Origin of the sequence: Arcticibacter sp. MXS-1, assembly GCF_041902385.1 — a bacterium.
In the GTDB taxonomy this organism is placed as follows: Bacteria; Bacteroidota; Bacteroidia; order Sphingobacteriales; family Sphingobacteriaceae; genus Arcticibacter.
Genome location: NZ_CP169244.1, coordinates 3,170,628 through 3,194,802, shown reverse-complemented (window position 1 = coordinate 3,194,802; position 24,175 = coordinate 3,170,628). Strand labels below are relative to the sequence as shown.

The following is a 24,175-nucleotide window of genomic DNA, read 5'->3' as shown; positions in this document are numbered from 1 at the left end:
AGGCATCTTTCAGCCAGAAGCTGGAAGCCTGTTCGTTATTCGTTGCACCAAAGGCCAGTCTGGGGAAGGTAGCATCCCTGTTTTCCGGGGTCCATCTGTCTTTATTGTCCTCACGGATGGTACCCCCAAAGCGCCCCCTACGTTGAAAGGCATGATTCCAGGTCCATACAGGTAGCCATCAGCCTTTCCAACCCCTTGAATCTGCACATTCAGGTCAAAGCCTTTGAGAGAAGCGCTGATATTGGAGCCGAACGTGTAGCGGGGAATGGTACTTCCGATGATTATCTTGTCAGATTCGTTTATAATTTTATCACCGTTCTGATCCTTGTAGCGAATGTCACCTGCCTTTACCGTTCCAAACTGAGTAGCATGCGCGGCAACTTCCTCGTCGCTCTGAAAAAAGCCCTCTGCCTGATAGCCGTAGATGGACTGAGCCGGATAACCTTCGCGATGAACAAGCAGGCCGGTTTGATTTTTACCTCTCATATCCACCACTTCATTCTTTACATCGGAAAGATTAAAGCTGATTCTGTATTGCAGATCTTTGGCTCTGCCCGAGTACGCAAGCCTCAGCTCCCATCCCTTATTTTCAACAATACCGGCGTTTTGACGCGGCCGGCCAAGGCCAATGATCAAAGGAATATCGAGATCAAGCAAAATGTCCTTAGTTCGCCGGTGATAAACGTCAGCGGTAAGCTCGACTTTAGAAAACAAAGTAAGGTCAAGCCCTACATTCTTCTCCTCTGTTGATTCCCAGGCGATTGCTTTATTAGCCAGTGTACTGAGATAGCCCGTGTTAATGATAGTTCCATTAAATGTGTAAGAGCCAAGATTGACGGAAGATACAAAAGGATAAGTGCCAATAAGCTGGTTGCCCAAGCTACCCCAGGACGCCCTGATCTTTGCATTAGAAACAACCTCCTTCAGCCCCGCCATAAAGTTTTCTTCCGACACACGCCAGCCGAGCGATGCAGAAGGGAAAAAACCGTAACGATTATCTTTCAGAAAGCGGGATGAACCGTCATAACGGGCGTTCAGCTCCAGCAGATACTTTTCCTTAAAATTATAGTTTAGCCTGCCGAAGAAAGATTGCAACGCCCACTCCTCCCCGCTGCCGGAAGCAACCTGATTAGCTGCGGAGCCAGCATCGAGCACCGGGTAGTCAGGGAGGACATACGTATCTCTGTAACCACTGATATACTCCGTCGAAAAATCTTCCCTTGACATGCCGAGCAGAAGTTTAAATGCGTGATGGCCGACACTGTGGCTGCCGGTGAGGGTCGCCCTCATGTTGTTATAAACGGACTGAGTACTGCCTTGCGTTAGTGTTGATCGTTGCGGTGTCAGGAAACTTGGAGAACCGTTCGGAAAATAGGACTGCACAGCCTTTCTGAAATTTTTAGTTAGTGACTCTGCGTATTTGGGGGCATAAGCTACCTCAGCATTCAGCCATTTAAAAGGCTTGTAGTTAAGCACGGCATTGATACTACCAAAAGGGCCTTTGGTCCTGTTGGTTCCACCATCCTTCGAGGCCGACACGGGATTCGAGCCATTCCACCCGACACCCCAGGTGCCATTTTCGTTTACTGCAATCTGGTTGGCAGGCATTCCGTTAATCCATTGAAAGATTTCACCTGAGCCAGCTGCCGGTTCGGTGGTAATGGCATTCACATACTGAAGGTCGATTCTTGCGTTCAGCTTGTCAGAAAAGACGATGTCTGTATTCGTGCGGATCGTATAACGTCTGAAATTTGCGTTTTCGATGATCCCCGCCTGGTCTAAGTAACCGAAAGATGCAAGAGTATGCACTTTGGAAGTGCCGCCGTTGATAGTGAGAAAATGGCTTTGCTGCAAGCCAGAGCCGGTGAGGCTTGCTTTTTGCCAGTCGGTGTTAGGATAGCGGTCAGAGGACTTTCCGTTTTGTTTCCTGAACGACTCGATGAGCGTGTCGGCATACAGGGGAGAGCTGCCAGCATTCACATATGCTTCATTTAATAGCAGCATGTGGTCAAGCGCATTCACGATATCGGGCATATTCGTCTCTTTCTGCCAGCCCACATAATTGTTATAGCTCAAAGAGATCTTATCACCGCTGCCGCGTTTTGTGGTAACGAGTACCACGCCATTTGCGGCCCGGGAACCGTAAATAGACGAAGATGCCGCATCCTTCAAGATCGAAACGGACTCGATCAGGTTTGGATCAATATTATCGATCGAACCTTCAACTCCGTCGATCATCACCAGCGGCGAAGCATTAGAAATTGTTCCGACCCCTCTGATCCGGATGGAGTTGTTCTCCCCTCCCGGCCGCCCTGAACGCTGAGTAACGGTAACTCCCGGTGCTGCCCCCTGTAATGCTGCAGAGGTCTGGCCGGCAGGCCGCACCGCGAGCTCTGAGCCCGAAACTGTACTTACTGCGCCCGTAAGATTCACCTTCTTCTGTGTTCCATAGCCTACTACCACTACTTCATTAAGACCTTTAACGTCGGGTTTCATACTGACTTGAATAGTGGTCCTGCCGCCTACCGCAATTTCCTGGTCCTGAAACCCAATAAAGCGGAATATCAGGACCGCGTCAGCAGCGGCTCTTATCCTAAAGTTACCGCCAACATCTGTGACTGTCGTTACCGTACTGTTTTTCACCCTTACTGTGACTCCCGGCAAGGGTTGCCTGCCTTCATCCATCACGATTCCGCTTACCTGAGCCTGAAGGCTGCCTGGTTCGATCCTTGGCTTTTCAATCAGGGTAACCGTCTTATTGCGGATAAGATAGGTGAAGGGCTGATTTAAAATGCTCTTTTGCAGAACATCTTCAATTCCGACATTTTTGCAGCTGAGAGTGACTGGTTTCGCTTCCCGGATAAGATCGGCGCTGTAGATAAAGTCATACCCGCTTTGCTGCTGAATATCCATGATGAAGTCTTCGAACGCTTTATTCTTCACCTGCACTGTAATCTTCTGAGCAAAAGAGGAAGCTCTTACCTGAATAATCGCGAGAAAGAGAAGGAAGATGCTTAATTTCATAATGATCAGGATTTTAACAGGGGTGTAGCATATCCTCCCGCACCTGAATGCAGTATTTTTTTTATACATTTGAATGTAGGTTTAATTTATAATTATCGTTAGCTGCGATGATTAAATGCTTACGTTATAAGAGCCTGATATGCAGCGAACATATCGGGCTATTTTTATTCTGGTAGTGTTCTACGGCATAACAATAATCCTCCTTCCTTCTCTTTTAAAGTGAACCAGTTTCGTTAATTCCATGCTCGTAAGAAGCTGATCGAGGTCCTTGTTTTTGGAATACACGCCTCCAAATGTCTTACGGGCGACATCGCCCCGGTATTCAACGTCCACATTGTACCATCTGGCGACCTGCTCCATTATTTCCCTGACTGTATTATCCCTAAAAACAAACAGGCCGTTCTTCCATGCAACTGCATCGTTTACGCGGACTGCACTGACGCTGATCCTGCTATCCGATGAAGAGGCTATTCCCTGCTCCCCCGGCGATAATAGCCGACTCTCGCGACTATTATCCACTTTCACCCTACCCTCAAGAAGTGTGGCGAAAACAGCATTATCGGTGGGGTAAGCACGAACATTAAAGTGAGTGCCGAGTACCTCTACGCTCGCCTCTTCAGTTTCCACTATGAATGGCCTCGACGCGTCCTTCGCCACTTCGAAATACCCCTCGCCTTTTAGCTGCACCTTTCTCTCTTTAGATGTGAAAGCAGATGGAAAAACAAGCACTGTTTCTGAGTTAAGCCACACCAACGTACCGTCTGGAAGCCGAAGGCTGTACTGCCCGGCCCTGGGTATCGAAATTGTATTCAGCACGAGAGCAGCGCCGTCATTTTCAGTACCTCCAGCTTCATAAACCAGATGCCCATCAGCTGTTTTCTTCACAAGCGTCTTACCTTCAGATGCCAGAAGGCCATTCTCTGCCTTGTCTATTTGAATCACAGATCCGTTTGATAAGGTCAGAATGGCTGCATTCCCTCCCGGCTTAACGGACAAAGTTTTTGAAACCGATAACAGTGGGCGCGCATGTTCCCTGGGTGATTGGCTGGTAAAATTAAAATAAAGAAGACCAGCAGAAAGAAATACCATTGTGAGAGTAGCGGCGGCAATATAGAGCACACGTATTCTGACAACCCTACTGCGTTTCTTTTCAATTGTTCCGCGTATCTGTTGAAATACCCTTCTGCGTATCTCTTTCTCTGCCGGTGTACTTTCTTCTTCAGACTCCGCATAGGGCTTAAATTCTTCCGATCGATATTCTAAAAGCATCCTCTCCTCTTCGGGGCTTGCCTTGCCGGAAAGGTACTTTTCATATATCCGCTGGTATTGGTCAGTTCGCATGATGCCCTTTTCTACTAAAGAGTACTTTTTCCTTTCGGCACACACACTTCTGTTTGTTTTTTTTCTTACATTCTATATTTTTATATAAGCCAGTTATGAACCGCACTAATGTGTCAGATACAGCCCTATGGGAGGAAGTAGTTTCCGATAATACAAGAGCGTTCGCTGTTTTGTACGCCCGACACTGGAAAAAGCTTTATAGTTCGGCTTTCCATTTTCTCAAAGACAGGGAACTGGCTGAGCAGATCGTCCACGACGCTTTTGTCGCCCTATGGCAGCGGCGGAAGCACCTGAAAATTGAAAATTTCAATGGCTACATTTACATCACCACGAAGTATCACGTATTCAAGCACCTCAGTGCAGCCAAAGGTATCCGCTCAGAGCCGGTGGAGGAATACGAGAGTCTGCTTACAATAAAAAGTGCAGCAGAAGATAAGCTGGATTACGAAGACCTGGAATACAATCTAAAAAAATGCCTTGCAAGTCTGCCTGCGGCCTGCAGGAGGATTTTCCTCATGAGCAGGCTTGAGCAACTGTCAAATGAAGAGATTGCCCTGAAACTGGGAATAACGAAGAGAACAGTTGAAAACCAGATTACTCATGCACTGAAACACCTTCGCCTGTCGAGGGGAGAAATAGTTCTTGTCGCGATTTTGCTCAGCCTACGGTAGAAAGCGTTTCTGTGCCTTTCTATCCCTACTCCTAACTTCAAGAGCACACTTGAAGCAGAACAAGCACGGAGGTATGGGGCATCAGAGTGAATATAGCTCAAAGATCTGAACTCACGGAAATACAGCGGCCAACTGGCTTGTTATAAAACTGATCCTCTTTTCCTTGTCAGCATTTTTTCCGGGAGCCGCGGTGTTGTGACCACGTTGCTGGCTGTATATAAAGGAAAGCGCTCCCCGACCGTCTTTCTGAACCTCTACCCTTTCTACAGAGAGGATCGTGCCGTTCATGTCGGTCCCGTACCAGTGCGGCATAGGCTTCTGTTTCCACGTTACAAGGGTGTAACGCTCTCCGGGATAATGCAAGGTGCCACCATTGCTTGATGATTTCAAGGCTTGTTCGTTACCGTATATGATTGAGATAGTGCCGGCCTTGTCATTGATAAATGAACAAATCACCTTATCGCTGCCGGCATTATAGAGCTGCTCAGGGGCTAGTACAGGCTCTTTACTGCTGCATGCTGTTAAAAGCAAAGCCGTCGTCACCGCATATATTAGATTGCTGAAAGTAGTTTTCATTTTAAATAACCGTTATCGAGTTGGGATATTAAATACAAAATCGTTTTCAGGTACCAGCACCTTATGGCAATTGATACAGGTATTGGCAAAAGCTGCAGTTTTTCCAAAGGGCTTCAAGCTCAGTCCGTCAAACTTGGCGAATCCCCAGCCCTCTGTCGACTTGAATTTCTTGCTGTCCTTTACCATGAACTGAACATTCTGGAAATTCCCTGGGAAGATATTGCCTTCCTTGTCCTGACGTTGCTTGCCCCACACCGCTTTTACCATCTTTGCACCGTCGGGGAAAGGGAGCTGCCGGCTTTCCAAAGCTTTCACCATAATGTCGTTTCCGTACACTACCCTCATGCTCCCTCCGTCATATTTATCAGTCACGCTGATCACCTTCCAATTCTTATAATCTTCTGAATAAGGTATTCCGGTAAGCGACACCGGGACCTTCATTCCTTTTGAAGCGACACTTGCTCCGAGAACCTTTACAATTTTGTCAGTATCTACCTTACTTCTTCCTGAAAGAGTATTTACATACCGCTTCAAAACGACCAGTTCCGCCGGTGAAACAACAGCTCCAGGATGTGCAAGCCTGTAACGTTTCAGTGGCATTTTATCCTGCTCAACTACGTTGACCACTTCCCAGAGCAACAATTGCTGTAAAGGCTCCGGAAGCTTGCCGAACTCGGAAAAGTTAAGTCGGGAACGCGCCTCTTTTACATCGTGCGCTACTAAATAAGACGCAGGAGCAACTCTGTCAAACCATTTGGGATTGGAGCGATTTGAATGACAGTCGTAACAGGCCCTTTCGAGTATTAATCTGACCTCTTTTGGCGCATTGATCTCTGCCTTAGCAACGGGATTTCTAACCGTAGGCGAGGTGAATTGCAAGCATAAGGCGAGGAGGCTTAGAAAGCCTAAACCGAAGTATGCTTTCTTATAACGGGGATATGCAAATCGTTTCATGGTATTTGTTTTTGTTGCTGAGCAGCAGCTAAGGAATTAATCGGCTGCACAAGACAGCCTCAGGCTGTTTTTAGTGATTCCCTGTAAAGTAGGGGCGATACTTTTGTTACATTTTTAAAGTAGCGGCTGAAATAGTACTCGTCGGCAAAGCCTAATGTGTACGCTATTTCTTTGACAGCCTTTTTGGTAAGGTAGAGCTCTCTTTTGGCTTCCATTACGATCCGCTCAGAAATCAATTCTGTCAAGGTCCTATTGAAGTGCTTTTTGCACACACGGGCCAGCGCCTTAGGAGAGATATTAAGCATTTCGGCATATTCACCAGCGCTTCTTTTTTCCCTGAAATGCGTTTCAATAGCGTCTCTCAGGGATTGCAGGACAAGAGGTTCGTCGGATGTCAGCTCCAATTGATCTTCTGCCGGAGTTTGCTGAACCTTCAGGCGGGTGGCCTGAATAAGAAAGATCTTCAGATAGGAAACCAACATATCCTGCTGAGCTACGTCGGCGTTCGGAATTTCTTTTTTTATCTGATCGCAAATCTCATGAAAACTGCGGCTATCGGCCTCGCTGACCTGGATGGACGGCATCATATAAATATTATTAAACAGAATACCGTTGCAGGCCACTTCTTTCTGGTGCTTAATAATGCAGAAAAAATCGGGATGAAAGTTCATCATCAGGCCTTTAATTTCGGCTTGGCAGTCGAGCAAGTGAGGTTCAAAAGGTGCAAAGAACCACATGGTTCCCGGGGAGACCGGATATTCGGAAAAACCCGCCCTAAGCTTACCGCTTCCTTCCTGAATCCAGATGATAGAGAAATAGTTATTTCGCTGCAGCTCTTTGAAGTGGCTGTTATCCTGGAAGTTTAGTACGCGAAATAAAAAGCTCCCGTCAGCGGGATTAGCTAAAGTCAAGGTGGTCTCAGAGGTCATGTCCGTTGGAGATAAATGTAGTGATGCAAAGATACGCTTCGCGGCACTTTTCCCAAAAGGAAAAATACCTACTAACAGACGTAAATAATTTGACTGCGTCTTCATCATTTCGTCTGCTCTATTTCAACGATCATTTCCACCTCTACAGCCATATTCAACGGAAGGACATTCGTGCCGATTGCAGTACGTGCATGCCGCCCTGAAGCACCAAAAATCTCGATCATGACATCTGAAAAGCCGTTGATCACCTTAGACTGATCATAGAACAAAGCGGATGAATTGACAAAGCCGTTCACTTTCACAACCCGCTTTACCCTGTCTAAGCTGCCCAACTCCCTTTTTAAAACTGCCAGCTGATTCAAGGCCGATATTCTTGCAGCCTCAACCCCATGTTCAAGGGTGAGGTCCTCTCCCAACTTGCCTTTAACATATTCGCCGTCATCTTTCCGGGGACCTTTCCCCGACAGGTAGAGCAGTGAACCGACCTTTACAATATCAACATAAAGTCCCAGGGCTTCAGGAACGTCAGGCAGATGAATCTCTAGTCGTTCCAGTCGCTGTTCGGGTGTTTGGGAAAAAGCCTTAAAAGAGATGAAGAGGAACAAAAATAAGAGCTGGATTTTCATTTGAATATTTTTTATAGGCAATGAAGCTATCATGTGCATCAAGTTCTTATTGGTTCTGGCTGTGTGAAAGGCACATGATGGTTTCATTAGGGATTAATTAACAGATGCGTCTTTAGGAATTGAATTGCAAACAGCAGAAGAGACGCCTTAGCGGGGCGGCTCTTCTGTCTTCACGAAGGCTATTTGATGAAACCGGCAAGCTCTGTATTAAACTTGTCGAGTTCTTCAATGAACAGTGCATGTCCGCTTTTCTCGAACGGAACCAGCTTTGAACCAGCAATACCTGCGTGCATTTGTTCTGCCAGGTCATAGGAACAGATCTTATCCTGCTTTCCGTGAAGTATAAGGGTAGGGATTTTAATCTTCTTCAGGTCCCCGCGGAGATCGGTATCACGAAGCGCTTTCATCGCTTCTCCCATGGCATAAGGAGAGGCCTGCGCCTGGATTCCCCCTAACCAGGCTCCATAACCGGGAGAAACGCTTGTTTCATTTGCGGGAAAGATCTTTCCGAAGTTTTCGAACAGCTGCGGGCGGTTGGTATTATTGAGAGCGATAAGGCCGTTTACGTCCTCTTTAGTCCAGACCCCATATTGAAAATCGTCTCTTCTGGTCCAAATAGGAGCAGCGGCACCAAACAACGCCAGTTTTGACACATGCGCCGCATTATACTTGGCTACATAATGGATCACCGTCGCTCCGCCCATTGAGAAACCTCCTATGGTGGCTCCTTCGATTTTCAGCTTATCCAGCACCTCCTTAATGTCGTCGGCAAAAACGTCGTAGTCGTAGCGACCGCCTGGTTTATCAGAAAGGCCGAATCCCCTCAGCGTGATCCCGATCACCCGGTAGCCCTTCTGAATAAGATCTGCGTATTGATATTCATACATTGCATCGCTGAGCGGCCATCCGTGGATAAGAACTACCGGTTTTCCCTCACCCAAGTCCGTCACGTGCAGTTTTACATTTGGTTCTACTTCAACATACTCGGCACGTCCAAGTGCTCCTGGCTTTCTTTGTGACTGAGAATAAGTTGTTGCTGTTAAAAGGGAGAGAAAGAGTGCTGTGATTGCTGTTACTTTTAAAGTTTTCATTTTTTGTTTTGTTTAGATGTTTTGGCCTTCGCCTATTCTTTATTTTTTTCAGAGAATTAGTATAATCCAAAGGTCGCTTTGATTGGTCGGCTATAAAATGGAGGAATAACGCTTCGTGATGGATGATTTTCTCGCTAAGTGCAGGCAATTCACATCCAATCCATCGTCCGGCCCTTCATAATGGTCGTTCAGAAGATAAAAAACGAGAGAAGATAAAAAATAGAAATAACAGATTCAGCTTTATACCATCGGAGCTCGAAAAGGAAAGACGTTTGAGCGGCTGCAACTTGTTGCTTCGACGGTCGTATCACCCTGATACTATAAATCACTTAACATGAAACACGTTAAACTATTATCACTGTTCACACTGTTACTATCTATGACCTCATGCTACACCGCAAAAGTTGCACACGGAAACATGAAAATCGACGAACCTGCGGTAAAGGTAAATTCGGTCAAAAATCACAATCTGATATTCGGCTTAGTTCCCCTGACAACAGGGTATGATGCGAAGAAATATGTTGGAGACAAGACCGACTACATTACTCAGTATCAACACACGTTCGTAGACGGACTATTGGAAGCAATTACCTTTGGCATTTATAATCCGACAACAACAACTTTTTACGTGCCCCTGAAAGACGCAGGTAAATAACCGTAGTCGGGAGTAGACAATATTAAAGACAAGAGGCTGAACTCAATTGAGACAGCCTCTTTTTTGTTGTTATGATTCAGGTGCAAACCTTTTCGGTTAAAGATTCGACGCTTGTGGCCCCTTCCATCGCACAAAGTTTACCATTTTGGCATTCAAAATCCTTTTGGAAGCGGCTTCCCCATTTAACGGCTCGTCCGGCTCAATACCCCGGATTCTGCTGCAAATTGTTGTTTCCTGAAATAGCTCGTGTAGGCACGGGGAACCGTTTCAGATGTTCCGAGGACGACGCCTGATGGTCCCACCAGTTTTCGGTCGTGAACATATTCCAACGTAACAGGTCAGTACGCCTGCGGCCTTCACCGAGGAATTCGGTGCTCCACTCGTCAACAAAGCGATATTTATCGAGATTTGCAGCACTGGCAGGATTAGGATCGGCTCCATTAGCAAAATTGCGCTTTCTGACAGTATTGATCAGATCGGCAGCCCCCTATATCGCCTGCACGCCATTTGCATTCAGCCAGCATGTAATAAATTTCCGTGAGACGGATGATCGGATTATCTGCGCCCCAGCGGAGACTATTCTCCGTCAAAGGCGGAATAGGAACCTTAACCAGACGAACACCGGTATTTTCCTCTCCTTCCGACATTTTAGAGGGGAGCTGTTCCGCAGAGCTGTACTTTTTGTCAGGTCCAATCTCTGAAAAGCGTCCAACTTGATCTCGGAGAACAAGAGGCATATCTTTGTATTCTTGCGTCCCCTTAATAACGCCGCCGTCCGGCTTAAGTTGAGCTCCTGCCAGAAACATGCCTTCATAGTTGCCGTTCCCGAGATACCTGTACGGTTTTTTTCGCAGGTCAGCATTATCGAACTTCTCGAACGGAGAGCCAAGCTTCCATTGATTCTGATACAGTGTACCATCGGGCCGGCGGGAAGGCGTGAGGTGCGTCCCATTGTTCGCTCCCATATCCTGGCCGAAATACTCGCGACTGTTATAATGGTAAAAACTACTGTAGAACCAGTCGTACTGCAGCTTATTGAACTCGGAGGGGATCGACCAAATGATCTCTGGAGACAGGTCATTCTTAAAGCTATGCGGTCCATACCACGTAGGATCGAGCTGATAGGCTCCATACTTCCCTTCTATTATATCTTGCGAGAGTTGCTGGCATTCCTGATACATCGGACGGCCGATATAGACTTCAGCGTTGAAGTAGAGCTCCGCGAGCATCGCAGCTGCAGCAGCCTGTTTCAGCTCCCCTATCTCACGTTCACCCAGCTTCTCTTTTTTGGGCAGCTTCTCAATGGCTGTCTTCAGCAGCTGCTCTATGTGAGCGAACACCTCTTTGTCGGTGTTCCGGGGCAGGCTCTCGCCTTCCAGGCTATTGAATATCGGCAAGCCACCGAAGAAGTCGAGGCCCCGCATATAGAAGTAAGCGATGAGTGTGTTCAGCTGGTTAATGTGTGCCTGCTGGTCTTCTGTCGTTAACGCAAATTTCGTGTAGTCGAGCTTTTCAAGATCGCGGCGCGCATCGAGAGCAAGCGCGATCCCCATCAGCGTTCCCCGCCAGCTTCCCCATATCCAATTTTCATCAGGAGTCCAGGCATGATAATGAAAGCGCTCGTTCTCCCCGCCATTGTACCAATGGGGTCCTTTTGTAGTGATAGCGAAGTTGTCAGCGGTTTGCTCCTGCAGATACCAGCGGTCTTCACCTACGTACCAGCGGGCATGTGTAAACGGCCTGTTCAGCGCAGCGAGAATGTCTTTCTCGTTTTGCAGGAAGGTCTCGGGCGTCACCTGGTTATAGAATTCCTGATCGAGCTTTGTACAGCTTCCAAGTACAAAGACAAGGAGGAGCAGATATATCGAAATCTTTTTCATGGTTATCGTTTTTGTGTTTAGAAACTAGCCTGTAAACCAAACGTAAATGTCCGGGTCTTCGGATATACATCCAGCGATTCAAAGCCTGGCGTCAAACCGTTAATATTGACCTCGGGGTCAAGGCCACTATACTTAGTGAAGACAAAGAGATCTCTGCCTGCTGCATAAACGCGGACATTGCGAAAGGGCCCGATCCATTTTTTATTGAACGTATAGCCGAGGCTAATTGCGTCAACTTTCAGAAAATCGCCCTTCTCAAGCCAGTAGTCGCTTAGCTGCTTTTCGCCTTTCACATTCTGACGCTCCTCAAATGCGCTTTTCAAAACGTTGCGGCCCTTAACGTTTGCAATGCCATAGTACATGTCGATCATATTGAAGACATCATATCCAAGCCAGCTGCGTAAATACACGCCGGCATCCCAGTTCTTATAGGCAATTGTATGGTTCCAGGAAAGCTGCAACTTTGGAATACTGTTTCCGATAAAGCGCTTATCCGCGGGCTTTTTGTCCTTTGCCGCGATCACTTCATTATTCTTGTCATAGAGAAGCCAGTTGCCATCATCAGTGAACCCAGCAAATTTCCAGATGTAGAACTGGCCGATGGCCTCCCCTGGGTACAAGCGTACAGCCGTGCCCGGAGAACCTGGTGCAGGAAAGTCTCTTTCATCCTGAAAGGTCTGACTGCCATAAAGACTGCGCAAGGTCGATTTGTTATGCGCAGCAACGATAGAGGTGCTATAGGTCCAGTTTTTTCCCTGAATTGCATTGTAATTTAGCTCAAACTCTAGTCCCTTATTCTCCATGCTGCCTACATTCATGGTCGTCTTATCATGTATGGCTGGAGGCTGCGACACGCTGATATCGTAGATCAGATCGTCGATCACTCTTTTGTAATAGTCAAACCGCCCGCTTAGTTTATTATTGAGAACTGCGAAGTCTACGCCAACGTTAAATTCCTTCTTTACCTCCCAGCGAATTCCAGCGTTTTGGTTATGCTTTACCCCGAAGGTGCGGTTCCATTTCCCGTCAAAGATCCACCAGGTATCGGCCGAATACATCCTGCTCGACACTTCAGCTCCGAAGCCTTCGTTACCCGTCTCCCCGTAGCCACCCCTGATCTTGATGTCGTCGATGAAGCTCAAATTTTTCATGAACGGCTCCTGACTCAGCCTCCAGCCGATAGAAACGCCTGGAAACGATCCCCAGCGATTTCCCGGTGCAAACTTTGAGGAGCCTTCATGGCGGAGGTTAGCCGTAATGATATAGCGATCCTTGTACGAATAATTGACCCGGCCAAAGAACGCCGCGAGTTTCACCCATGGATCTTTCCAGGAACCCAGGCCCGCTCTTCCGTCGACCAGCCAGGTGCCTGATCCCATGTCATGCTCCGCCAGTCCGTCAACCGGAAATTCCGAATTCTCAGCCCAGAACCCCTGTCCGTTAAAGTCCTGGTAGCTATAACCGGCCACCGCGTTGATCTGGTGATCCTGAAACCTTTTTGTATAACCAAGAGTCCACTCGAAGATGCGGTCGTTCCAGCGCTTATACTCCTGCTTTGCGTAACCGTCCACATTATCCTCCCTGGACACACGGTGCTGAGCGGATCGGAAAAAACGAGGATGCTCTGTGTTATTTTTCATACCCAGCATCGCGGAGGTGTACAGATCTTTGGTAATATTGAGCTTAAGAGTTGCATTGGCGAGCAGGTAACGATACTGATTCTGCTTCTTCCGCAACATGACCTCAGCAACAGGGTTCCAGGTTTCAAACCCACCCGTCAGCACGTTATACCCCGTAGGGTCGAGCGCATTGTAGGGTGAAATAGTCGGATCGAGACCAATGGCAATATTATAAAGACTGTTGTTTTCGTCCCTGAAATTTCCAGGTGCACTATTACCGGGAAAATCGGCATCAACCTGGTTGTAGCTCACGTTGGTGCTCAGCTCTATCAGGTTGTCGAAGAACTTGAAATTACTGTTCAGCCTTCCTCCTATTTCACCTCGCTTGGAACCGATCGAAATCCCCTTAGCATCCCGCTTAAAAAACGTCGTGTACAGATTCGCCGTTTCAGAGCCGCCGCTTATGTTTATCACCTGTCTGTTGCTGAACGGATGCTTGTTCGTCACCAGGTCGTACCAGTCCGTCCTTGCTCCCTTATCTTCTCCAAGGCCCCTGGCTACATATTCATCTCCGGAGAGCACTTCCGGCCTTTTCCGCACACTTTCCACAAAGTACTCGGAAGTAAAATTGACAGTCGCCTTGCCCGTCTGAGGTCTCTTAGTGGTGATAAGGATCACCCCGCCGGAGGCCCTCGTACCGTATATCGCTGCGGCAGACGCGTCGCGAAGTACGTTGATAGACGCGATGTCTTCCTTAGCGACGGAATTAATGTCACCTCCCGGCACTCCGTCGATCACCACTAAAGGCCCCTGCGATGCCTTAACTGAATTTACCCCACGGAGCTGCAGCGAGACACTGGCATTAGGATCCGAGCCGTTGTTGGATGCGATGTTGAGGCCGGGTACCTTACCCTGAATCGCTATAAGGGGAGACACGGAACCCGCAACAAGATCCTTCTGCTTCAGATTAGATACAGCGCTGGTAAGCTCCCGCCTGTCGATCGACCCATAGCCTACCACAACTACTTCGTCGAGTGCATTCGCCTGTTCCTCTAAGCGGACGGTCAGCGTTCTCTGATTGGTAACAACGACCTCTTTGGTCACATAGCCGATATAGGAAAAGACAAGCGTAGCGCGTGGACCAGGCAGAGTGATTTCAAAGGCTCCCTTCACATCCGTCGACGTTCCGGCCGAAGCGCCTTTGATCTTTACACTTACGCCAATCAACGGCTCCGAGCCGCTTGCATTGGTAACTGTTCCTTTAACGACAGCTTGCTGTGCCCGCGGCACGTCAGGTGTCGCCTTACTCCCATCAGCGTGCAGCCGCCCTGAGAGCAGCATACAGACGAGCAGAATGGGTAAAAACCATTTCTTTTTACTTTTCATACTGATTTGATTTGCGCCAGTTAACAGCACCGATCCGGTCGGCAATCTCAGGCCAGGAGCATACTTCATCAGGAAAGCTTCCCGCAGACGAAAAACGGCTAGCCTCCTAAGGGGAAAAACGACACTCAGCCTTTGAGCGCCGAGCGAATTCTCATGACGGCTAACAGGCAGATTGGTTAATTTGTTGTTTACTTATTCTTGCCGCTCGTGTAAAGAGCGGGAATATTCGTTTTGATAGTACCCAATCAACTTTTTATTGCGTCGTTCGAACGTTATGGACTGCTTCGGTTAGCTTCCTGCTTCGCGGGTCGTGGCAAAGGCTGATAAGCTGATAACAGATCCTGGGAAAAGATAAATGGATAGTAAAAGTTTTCATATCGGTCGGTTTGTGATATCAGTGATCCAAAGTTCTGCAAAAGCTGGTACTCGCCCCGCTCGTGTTATGCCAATTCAGTAAAAATCCAGACCAACAAAATCACAACAAACTAAAAACCAGACTATTACCACATAAACTCTGCTGCAAAATCTAACTTTATCTTAGCGTTTTCTTTCGAAAAGAAGAAAACAAGACAGCCGTTTGAAACGATTTTGGCCCCATGCTGAACCGGTTTAGCATCAATTTTACCTTCATTCCTGGCAAGATCGCAGCTGCGTTTCTTGTAAGGAACTTCCGATGCAAACGCTTCGCTTGTTCTGCATTTATTTTTTATTTTTAGACAAAGCGTACACCAAATGACATATCACCTAAAGTACCCCTTGGGGAAGTTTGAAAAGCCAGATCTGATCACTCCAAACCTCTTGTCTGAATGGATAACTACAATAGCAGCATTTCCTGAGGATTTAGCAAATGAAGTAGGAAACCTTTCTGATCAGGAGCTAAACACATCTTACAGGGACGAAGGCTGGACGATCCGACAGGTTGTACATCACTGTGCCGACAGTCATATAAATGCATATTGCAGGTTCAAGCTCGCCATAACCGAGGACAACCCGGTAATAAAACCATATTATGAGGACCGCTGGGCAGAACTCCCGGACAGCAAAGATTTTCCTATTCATGCTTCTTTAAGCATTTTGCATGGACTTCATGCAAGATGGAGCGCACTGATCGAAAGCCTGGATGAGAAAGCGCTTGCCAGAACCTTTATTCACCCCCAACACGGTCAGACCTTTACTCTGGTGGAAGTCGTAGGCATGTATGCATGGCATTGCAGGCACCATCTGGCGCATGTTACTCAGGCTAAGAAAAAGATTCGGGAACTGGGCGCCGAGCAGGCATAAAAAGAAGTCGCGCTTTCTTAGAGGGCACTGAAAAAGTTCTAAGGGACAAAAGGAGTAGAAGACGAGGGTTTTCTGCTCCTTTTTTGTATCTTAAAGTGTCGAAAGAAAGACACTAAGATGCTTGCCCAACAACAACAGATACAGTTCAGCGCGTTTTCAGGGCTATATGACCTGATCGTTCCCAAAGACAATCTTCTGCGTAAGATCAACGACCTGATAGATTTTACATTTATCTATGAAGAACTGGTCAGCAAATATTGCATGACCAACGGCAGGAAGGCTGAAAGCCCTGTGCGAATGTTCAAATACCTGTTGTTGAAAACGATCTATACGGTTTCGGATGTGGATGTTGTTGAGCGTTCGCAGTATGATATGTCCTTCAAATATTTCCTTGATATGTCGCCTGAGGAAGGAGTTATCGACCCCAGTTCATTAACAAAGTTCAGGAAGCTGCGGTTAAAGGATAATGATCTGTTAAACCTGCTCATTAATAAAACAGTAACAATAGCTATTGAAAAAGGGATCATCCGGTCAAAGTCTATCATTGTTGATGCTACCCATTCCCTGTCGAGGTCAAACCCTTATTCAGCCTTGGAAGTACTACGGGAGCGTTCAAAGCTACTGCGCAAAGCGGTATACGCGATAGATGAAGACATGAAAGCAATAATGCCTGAAAAGAACAGCACAGAGGAATTGGATAAAGAACTGGCCTATTGCAGTGCATTGGAAAAGTGTATCGAAGCTGACAAGACGCTAAGCCAGATACCGTCGGTAAAAGAGAAGTTGAATCTGTTGAAAGAGACGGTGGCAGATACGCAGGAACACTATACATTATCCAAAGACAGGGATGCCAAAACAGGCCATAAATCAGCTGATAGTTCATTCTTTGGTTACAAGACCCATTTGGCGATGACAGAGGAGCGCATCATCACTGCTGCTGTAGTTACTTCAGGGGAAAAGGGCGATGGCCCCCAACTCCCCAAACTGTTGGAGATCAGTCAGCAAAATGGCATTAAAGTAGAAACGGTCATCGGCGATTCAGCTTATTCAGGGAAAGATAACCTTGCCTTAATGAATGGACAAGGCATCAAAACGGTGGCCAAACTGAACCCTGCCATCACCCAGGGGGTCAGAAAAGAAGAAGATAAGTTCGATTACAATAAGGACGCTGATATGTTCGTCTGCCCGGCGGGACATCTGGCCTTCCGAAAGGCACGTTGCGGGAAAAAAATATTGGAGAAAACCAGGTGGACACCTATTACTTTGATGTTGAAAAGTGTAAGGTTTGCCCATTGAGAGAGAATTGCTATAGGCCCGGAGCAAAGTTCAAAACCTACTCGGTTAGTATAAAATCAGACACGCACCTGCAGCAGATGGCATTTCAGGAAACAGACGAGTATAAGCAGAAGATCAAACACCGGTATAAGGTCGAAGCCAAGAACAGTGAACTAAAAAACGTTCATGGCTATGGCCGGGCGATAGCCTATGGCATCGAAAATATGCAGATGCAGGGCGCACTGGCCATCTTTACTGTAAATCTGAAAAGGATCATCAAACTGATCAACTAAGTTCCCGGAAAAATCACGCCCGATTGCCCAATCTGTTCTGTATACGCCTGTATCGGCTATAAAAAACCACCCAACCAAATAGTGGACAAAAAGAAAAGCGACCAAGTAAAAGTTGCCTTTCTCTTGATCGCTTTTTTAATACAGCATTATTGAGCTGCTTTTTCAGTGCCCTCCTTTCTTACCCTTCCTCTTTAGAACATATTTCCACGCAGACTAAAAAAATCTGTGAGAGATGAGTCATTCAAAAAAACAAGGGTGCTAAGGTCTTTATACATTTATCCTACTCTTTTTGACAGACTGGTTACTGTAAGACCTAAAGGCCTAATAGCTTTGGCGGTATAAGTAAATTGTCAAATAAAACCAACGCAATTATATGGGACTTACTAAAAGCGCCGCCTGCCTATTAACAATTCTATCAATCGCAAGCACACTGAGAGCTCAAAACCCAGTTATACAGACTCACTATACTCCAGACCCTGCACCTATGGTTTATAAAGACAAAGTCTACGTTTATACAGGTGACGATATCCCGGGTTACGACTTCTATTACATGACCAGGTGGAGGGTATTCTCCTCGTCGGACATGGTGAACTGGACGGATCACGGCTCGCCGATATCTCTCGAATCATTCTCCTGGGCAAGGGATCGTGCATGGGCAGCACAGTGTATTGAACGCAACGGAAAGTTTTACTGGTATATCTGCGCCCAGACCGTTCAAAATAATATGGCATTAGGCGTTGCGGTTTCCGATAGTCCCGTTGGTCCCTTCAAAGATGCCCTTGGCAAACCTTTAATCACCACGGGGAGCTGGTCTAATATCGACCCAACTGTATTTATTGACGACGACGGACAGGCTTACTTGTACTGGGGGAACGGCAGCCTCTACTATGTTAAACTCAACAAGGATATGATATCCTGGTCGGGCGATATTGTGGAAGTACCTCAGACTGTTGAAGCATTCGGAGGAGTAAGACCACCCCGTAACCCTGAAAATAAGGAAAGACCGGAGATTAAAGATATGTATGTTGAAGGACCGTGGTTCTACAAAAGGAATGGAAAATATTACCAGATGTTTGCAGGGATGACAAAAGGGGGCGAATGTCTCTCGTATTCAATGAGCGACAAGCCTACGGGTCCATGGAAATATCAGGGCAAAATCATGTCCGAACAAGCTACTAATAGTTTTACCAACCACGGAGGAATTATCGACTTTAAGGGCAATTCTTACTTGTTTTACCATACAGGTTTATTACCCGGAGGTGGCAGCTACGGGCGGGCCACATCCATCGAAACGTTTAAATATAATCCTGATGGCAGTATCCCCAAGATTTCCATGACAAAGGAAGGTGTTCAGCCGGTCGGTACTCTTGATCCTTACCAACTCACAAAGGCGGCGACTATTGCCTGGGCCGAAAAATGCCGCACGGAACAAGACGAAAAGGGGAACGTTTTTGTCAGCCACATCAGAACGAACGGTTATATTAAGGTCCGTTCTGTTAATTTCGGATCGACAGCCCCAGCCAGCTTTCAAGCTTCCCTGGCTGCCGGACTCGATGGAGGTATTTTAGAAGTACACACAGACAGCCTTAACGGGCCAAAAATAGCTTCTGTCAATGTCCCCCGGACCGGAGGATGGCATTCATGGAAGGCACTGACTGAGAAGGTCAGCGGGCAACCTACCGGAGTGCATGATCTGTATTTTGTTTTTAAGGGTCAGAATATCACTGCAGGCCGAGAGCTTTTCAACTTTAACAGCTGGGAGTTCAAGCGCTAAGCGCCTTCAGCGACCCGCACTAATTCACTTAAATGAATCTATGGAGCAAAGAGCAGAGCTTTTCTATAATATGACTCTCTCCGCACATTCTCCAGCTAAAGAGCAGTACAAGATGCCTCTTAATAAAAGAAGCTCATCCTCCCTTTATTAAGAGTTTGCTTCCTTTGTAAATAACCTTGGTACTTTTGGAAGCAGCGTCTGTTCCTTTTCCAGCTGAAGAGTCAACCCAAACAATGTCAAAGACGTATTCGGCAGGAGCGCCATGATAATCACCCTTCATACCTTCAATTACAAGGTTTTTGGTTTCTTCGTTCCAGGCAAAATCGATAAGCCTGTAGTTCCCTTTCTCATAATTGTAGTTGTCGCCCTCATCCGCATAAAGCGTAAATTTTCCGTTAGCACCCCTATAAACACGTATCTCAAGCGTGTCCATCACCCTCACTGAGCCATATTGCATCGGTTTGCCGAGAGGTACTATTGAACCTGCACGCACAAAAAGAGGGATCTTATCCAATGAAATGTCTGTTTTAAATCCCTGTCCACCTTTCACACGCACTCCTGTCCAGAAGTCATACCAATCATTACCTCTCGGCAAATAAGCCGAGCTCTCCTTTATTCCAGGTTCTGTAACCGGGGCCACAAGGAAAGCACTTCCAAACATGTATTCATAGGACTGATCCAAAGCCCTCGGATCACCGCTGAAATCCATCACAAGAGGACGCATGATCGTACTCCCACTGCTTGAAACCTGCCATCCTTCCGAATAGATATAAGGTAAAAGCCTGTAACGAAGATTCAGCATTCTTCGCATATTCGACTCAACCTTATCTCCGTACTTCCACGGTTCTGTCTCTGTCTGATAACCGTGTATACGAAAGATTGGGTTAAAAGCCCCCCACTGGAACCACCTGGTGAGAATTTCATGATACTTTTCATCGGTGTACTGGGTAGCTCCCGGACGGAAAAACCCGCCAATATCTGTTGTCCAAAACGGCATGCCGGTAAGCGAGAAATTAAGTCCGGCCTTAATCTGCCTTCTGAAAGTGTCCCAGTTCCAGCCTATATCACCCGACCAGTTAATCGCCCCGAAACGCTGCTGCCCGGCAAAAGCTGAGCGCGTCAGGATAGTTACCCGCTTCTGATCATTCGCAGCCCTTTGTCCTTCGTATACAGCCTTACTGACAAACAAGGGGTACGTCAGCCTGTAAAACTCACCGGGACCAAACCATGTCTGCTTTCCCGCCAGTGCATCATTTTCCGGTTCTGTAGCATCCATCCACCAGGAATCAACGCCTAAGCTAAAAAGATTTTTGTTCAGCGCATTCCAGTGGGTCTTTTGAGTTGCAGGGTTAAAGATATCAATCCAGGGACTATTGGGGATGTAGAGGTTTGAGGATATGTAGTCCTTTGCTACCTCCGATTTCTTATCCAGGTTTTCCCAGACAGAAATAGAAAAACGGGCGTTCAGCTCGTGCAGCTGCCTGACAAAGCCTGCGGGATCGGGATAATTAGCTGTATCAAATTGCGGCACTCCCCAGCCGTGCTTCCCCCAGTATTGCCAGTCCTGCACAATCACATCTACCGGCAATTCTCTCTTTCTGAACTCTTCAACCGTACTAACCAGATGCTTGCCTGAGGTATAGCGTTCCCGGCACTGCCAAAAGCCATAAGCCCATAAAGGCAGCATCGGCACGTTTCCCGACAGGTTACGGTAAGCGGCAATCACCTCGTCGGCATTCTTTCCGTGAAAAACAACATAGTCCAGAGCACGGGCGTTGGGCGACCGGAAAGTCGTCTCATTATCCGTCATTCTCCACGACAATACCGGTTTATTAGAAGCGCGGCATACAACCTGAACAGTGTGCTCTCCGGCCTTCAGATGAGTGAGCGTCCCTGCAGCAGGAGGCAACCACAGATTAGACTGATCAATACAGCTCACTCCATCAATAATCAGCAGATGACGGCTGTCCATATCTCCCAGGTCGAGCATAAAAGAGTACTCGCCATCCCTTTCGGCTTTAAACTTTCCGGTATATAACGATTGTTGTTGTGATACCCGTTGGGTCCCTGAAGTAGTAGTCACTTCAACCTCTTTATTTTCCCTCGTTGCACCTGTTTGTTTCTCAAGCGGCACACTATGATCCGCCGGGTTGAAATAAGTAAGACCGTATTGATGCCAAAGGATTCCGTACCCCTTGCTGGAATACAAAAATGGAATAGCGATCTGGCTATTCACCTGGATCAGTTTCCGGCTTATATTGCGGAGATTAAACTGACCATCCTGGAACTGGCCGAGCCCGAAGAGGTATTCATCAGCAGGAGAATTAAACCGTTGCTCTGCCACCAGGCAAGGCTCTCCTGCTACTGACGATTCTGTAAGCTTCCTCCCTCCCTCCTTCTCACTCAGAAATATCTTTCCTGCAGCATCCCTGTAGTCGATCACACCATTCTCTTTATCAAAGACGACAGACAACTCCTTGAGCTTGAGAACAAGCTTTGAACCTTTCTCATTGACCCCGAATACGGGAGGAGTAAGCTTTTCAGTGAAGATTAGTTCCCGTTCCTCCTTCAATTGTCCCTTATGCCATTGAATTCTCACCGCCTTTTCAGACAAGGGAATAATATCCAGCACACCGTCAGTCAGGCTGATGGACAGGCGGTCTGTTTGCAAACGATATCCTGTATAAGATTGCCCCATCCCGATCAGGGGCATCAGGAGTATAAAAAAGACAAATTGAACCCGACTCTTCATACTATATAGCAAAAGAATAGCACCTACTGATTTTCGACTAACGGACTTAATACAGCTGAAAAACCACCTCTGCGCAGCATTTTCACATCCACAGATCCTTTACTGTCCGTTACCAGATACTGGGTTTCCAGATCTTTATCGTGTTTTCCGTCTGCTATCAGGATTAGTTTATAACGAACACCCACAGGTAAGAAATTAAACTGCAAAGTTTTTCTTTTTTCCCTCAGTTCCGAATTAATACCACCAATGTACCACCGATTCCCTTTCCGCCGTGCTATAATTGCATCCTTCCCGGGATATCCTTCCAGCAGCCTGATTTCATCCCAGGCATTTGAAACCTCTTTGAGAAACGTTCTGGCAGCGTCGGGCAACGCGTCATAGCCCTCAGGGCGATCGGCAAAATGTTGCAATCCCGATTCAAACAACACGCTCAGGGCCATCTCATGTCCGTACGAAGTAAGGTGAGGAAATTGAGAATTTGTAAAAGTAACGGGCGTATAGTCCATCGGTCCCACAACATTGCGGGTAAAAGGTAAGATGCTATTGTGATCCGGCGCAATCGTAGTAAACTCCGGGCCGTTATTGTACCACTCAGCTCCTCTTACAGCTTCAGATGTCATGAGGTTAGGGTATGTTCGCTCCCAGCCCCTGGGCACTATACAACCATGAAAATAGACCATCATCTCAAATTTTGCCGCATCTTCCAGGATATCAAGGTAGTAATTGATCATATCCTGCTTCTCACTTTCAAAAAAATCGACTTTCACTCCCGCGAAGCCCATCTTCTTTAGCTTTGTAAATTCTTCCACACGGTTCTCATGTGTAAGCATCCGGTCTCTTGGCGTTGCGGGTACATAAGTATGCTTGCCTCCCGAATTATACCAGATGAGGGGTTTCACGCCTTTTGATAAAATATACCTTGCCGCGTCTTCGAGGTTCCCTCCGTTAGCCATCGCGTCCCATTCCCAGTCAAGCAAGGTATACGGCCAGTTCATACGGGCCGCCAGGTCAGCAAATGCACATACTGTCTTATAGTCTTTGGTTCCGTGGTTGTCAGACCAGTAATTCCACGATACCAGCCCTGGTTTAATCCAGCCCGTATTCTTTAATACAGAAGCCGGAGAAACATCCTGAACTAAGGTAGACTCTGCTACTTTTGCCAGGCTGCCAATGATGGCAACCCTCCACGGCGACTTCCACGGAAGCGCTACCACCGGCAGAGAGGCACCAAGTCCGTTTCCATCTCTTTGGTCAGGGAAAGTAATTTTATACGCGAACTTCTCGCGCATATTACTCAATTTCGATCCGCAATAAGACCTGTTTACATCAGCTTCATGCAGCAAAAACCAGCAATTTTTAGCAGCGGTATTAAAAAGGGCAGGATAGCACCATTCTCTCTGCTGAATACCCGCCCCTTTCATTTGCGCGTAAAGCCCCTCATTCGCCGGATTCCAGCGCTCCATCCAGCGCGTAACTGAATCGTCCACCGAATACGCAGTCAATTCATCCTTTATGGTGAAAGTCCCCGTCTTTTCGGGGAACTCATACCTAAAAACCACCCCGTCGTTATACGCCCTTAGGATAACATTCAACCGGGACTTTTCCCGGTTAAGAAAAGAAACGACCACCTCGTTTCCTCTGTTGCTGCATATGCTTCGCTTGCCATGCGGCATTTCGTAATGCTCCTCTATCGCCCTCGGTTTACCTGCCTTTACAAGGCTCAGTTTTCTGGAGAAATCCTGGTCGCTGCGTACCAATCCGAGGTCGATACGGGGAATCACATTCTGAGCCCGCCCGCTGTCGGAATAAAACACACTGAGATGCCAGGTGCCATTATTCGTTGCATCGGAAAAAAGAGAAACACGTATCCTTCCGTCAGGAGAAGATACACTTGCTTTTTGTGCGATTCCGTGAGAAGTTACAAGTAAAAGAAACAGTGCTGTAAAAAGACTTAGCTTCATTGCCCTCATATCATTATTATCCGACTTATATCCTAAAGGGGCCCCTCCCAATTCGGAAGAAGCGTCAGAGCCTGCTCTCCCGCTTTC

The 24,175-nt window shown here is 47.1% G+C and carries 16 protein-coding genes and 1 pseudogene; 5 read left to right on the top strand and 12 right to left on the bottom strand.

Going from position 1 to position 24,175, the window contains the following annotated elements:
• Positions 1-9: 9 nt before the first annotated feature.
• Together ACES2C_RS13795 and ACES2C_RS13790 are read right to left on the bottom strand one after the other, a co-directional pair.
• On the bottom strand, positions 10-3,024 hold the full coding sequence (locus ACES2C_RS13795; protein WP_374163668.1) for a TonB-dependent receptor: 3,015 nt from the start codon (positions 3,022-3,024) through the stop codon (positions 10-12).
• Positions 3,025-3,204: 180 nt separating this feature from the next.
• Complete coding sequence (locus ACES2C_RS13790) at positions 3,205-4,365, bottom strand: FecR family protein (RefSeq protein WP_374163667.1); 1,161 nt, start codon at positions 4,363-4,365, stop codon at positions 3,205-3,207.
• A 95-nt stretch (positions 4,366-4,460) separates the two neighbouring features.
• Here ACES2C_RS13790 and ACES2C_RS13785 point away from each other — a divergent pair, with 95 nt between their 5' ends.
• Positions 4,461-5,036, top strand: a complete 576-nt coding sequence (locus ACES2C_RS13785; protein WP_374163666.1) for an RNA polymerase sigma factor — start codon at positions 4,461-4,463, stop codon at positions 5,034-5,036.
• A 111-nt stretch (positions 5,037-5,147) separates the two neighbouring features.
• Here the strand turns inward: ACES2C_RS13785 and ACES2C_RS13780 are convergent, their stop codons facing one another.
• The 5 genes from ACES2C_RS13780 to ACES2C_RS13760 all read right to left on the bottom strand — a co-directional run bounded on the left by ACES2C_RS13780 (position 5,148) and on the right by ACES2C_RS13760 (position 9,212).
• The gene (locus tag ACES2C_RS13780; protein WP_374163665.1) at positions 5,148-5,612 is read right to left on the bottom strand and encodes a hypothetical protein; all 465 of its coding nucleotides are present in this window, start codon (positions 5,610-5,612) and stop codon (positions 5,148-5,150) included.
• Between the two features lie 12 nt (positions 5,613-5,624).
• Positions 5,625-6,566, bottom strand: coding sequence for a cytochrome P460 family protein (locus ACES2C_RS13775; RefSeq protein ID WP_374163664.1), 942 nt, complete (start codon positions 6,564-6,566; stop codon positions 5,625-5,627).
• A 59-nt stretch (positions 6,567-6,625) separates the two neighbouring features.
• Positions 6,626-7,495: a helix-turn-helix domain-containing protein gene (locus ACES2C_RS13770; protein WP_374163663.1), complete on the bottom strand. Its 870-nt coding sequence runs from the start codon at positions 7,493-7,495 to the stop codon at positions 6,626-6,628.
• 104 nt (positions 7,496-7,599) lie between these two features.
• On the bottom strand, positions 7,600-8,121 hold the full coding sequence (locus ACES2C_RS13765; protein WP_374163662.1) for a RidA family protein: 522 nt from the start codon (positions 8,119-8,121) through the stop codon (positions 7,600-7,602).
• Positions 8,122-8,300: 179 nt separating this feature from the next.
• Positions 8,301-9,212: an alpha/beta fold hydrolase gene (locus ACES2C_RS13760; protein ID WP_374163661.1), complete on the bottom strand. Its 912-nt coding sequence runs from the start codon at positions 9,210-9,212 to the stop codon at positions 8,301-8,303.
• A gap of 418 nt (positions 9,213-9,630) precedes the next feature.
• Between ACES2C_RS13760 and ACES2C_RS13755 the strand changes: the two genes are divergently transcribed.
• Positions 9,631-9,867: a Bor family protein gene (locus tag ACES2C_RS13755; RefSeq protein ID WP_374163660.1), complete on the top strand. Its 237-nt coding sequence runs from the start codon at positions 9,631-9,633 to the stop codon at positions 9,865-9,867.
• 199 nt (positions 9,868-10,066) lie between these two features.
• On the opposite strand, the gene ACES2C_RS13750 is transcribed toward ACES2C_RS13755, so the two are convergent.
• From ACES2C_RS13750 to ACES2C_RS13740, 3 genes are read right to left on the bottom strand one after another with little or no spacing between them, the layout of a single operon-like run.
• Complete coding sequence (locus ACES2C_RS13750) at positions 10,067-10,339, bottom strand: RagB/SusD family nutrient uptake outer membrane protein (protein WP_374166955.1); 273 nt, start codon at positions 10,337-10,339, stop codon at positions 10,067-10,069.
• Positions 10,308-11,747 carry a RagB/SusD family nutrient uptake outer membrane protein gene (locus ACES2C_RS13745; RefSeq protein ID WP_374163659.1) on the bottom strand — a complete coding sequence of 480 codons (1,440 nt, stop codon included), beginning with the start codon at positions 11,745-11,747 and terminating at the stop codon, positions 10,308-10,310. The genes ACES2C_RS13750 and ACES2C_RS13745 overlap by 32 nt, the downstream gene beginning before the upstream one ends.
• A 17-nt stretch (positions 11,748-11,764) precedes the next feature.
• Positions 11,765-14,752 carry a SusC/RagA family TonB-linked outer membrane protein gene (locus ACES2C_RS13740; RefSeq protein ID WP_374163658.1) on the bottom strand — a complete coding sequence of 996 codons (2,988 nt, stop codon included), beginning with the start codon at positions 14,750-14,752 and terminating at the stop codon, positions 11,765-11,767.
• 732 nt (positions 14,753-15,484) lie between these two features.
• Here ACES2C_RS13740 and ACES2C_RS13735 point away from each other — a divergent pair.
• The 3 genes and pseudogenes from ACES2C_RS13735 (at position 15,485) to ACES2C_RS13725 (ending at position 19,375) form a co-directional block, all read left to right on the top strand.
• Complete coding sequence (locus ACES2C_RS13735) at positions 15,485-16,033, top strand: YfiT family bacillithiol transferase (protein WP_374163657.1); 549 nt, start codon at positions 15,485-15,487, stop codon at positions 16,031-16,033.
• Between the two features lie 117 nt (positions 16,034-16,150).
• A pseudogene (locus ACES2C_RS13730) lies at positions 16,151-17,601 on the top strand (IS1182 family transposase).
• A 373-nt stretch (positions 17,602-17,974) separates the two neighbouring features.
• Positions 17,975-19,375, top strand: a complete 1,401-nt coding sequence (locus ACES2C_RS13725) for a glycoside hydrolase family 43 protein (RefSeq protein ID WP_374163656.1) — start codon at positions 17,975-17,977, stop codon at positions 19,373-19,375.
• Between the two features lie 133 nt (positions 19,376-19,508).
• Here ACES2C_RS13725 and ACES2C_RS13720 read toward each other — a convergent pair whose 3' ends face one another.
• Both ACES2C_RS13720 and ACES2C_RS13715 read right to left on the bottom strand, forming a co-directional pair.
• Positions 19,509-22,127 carry a TIM-barrel domain-containing protein gene (locus ACES2C_RS13720; protein WP_374163655.1) on the bottom strand — a complete coding sequence of 873 codons (2,619 nt, stop codon included), beginning with the start codon at positions 22,125-22,127 and terminating at the stop codon, positions 19,509-19,511.
• 23 nt (positions 22,128-22,150) lie between these two features.
• The gene (locus tag ACES2C_RS13715) at positions 22,151-24,088 is read right to left on the bottom strand and encodes a glycoside hydrolase family 97 catalytic domain-containing protein (RefSeq protein ID WP_374163654.1); all 1,938 of its coding nucleotides are present in this window, start codon (positions 24,086-24,088) and stop codon (positions 22,151-22,153) included.
• Between the last annotated feature and the right edge of the window lie 87 nt (positions 24,089-24,175).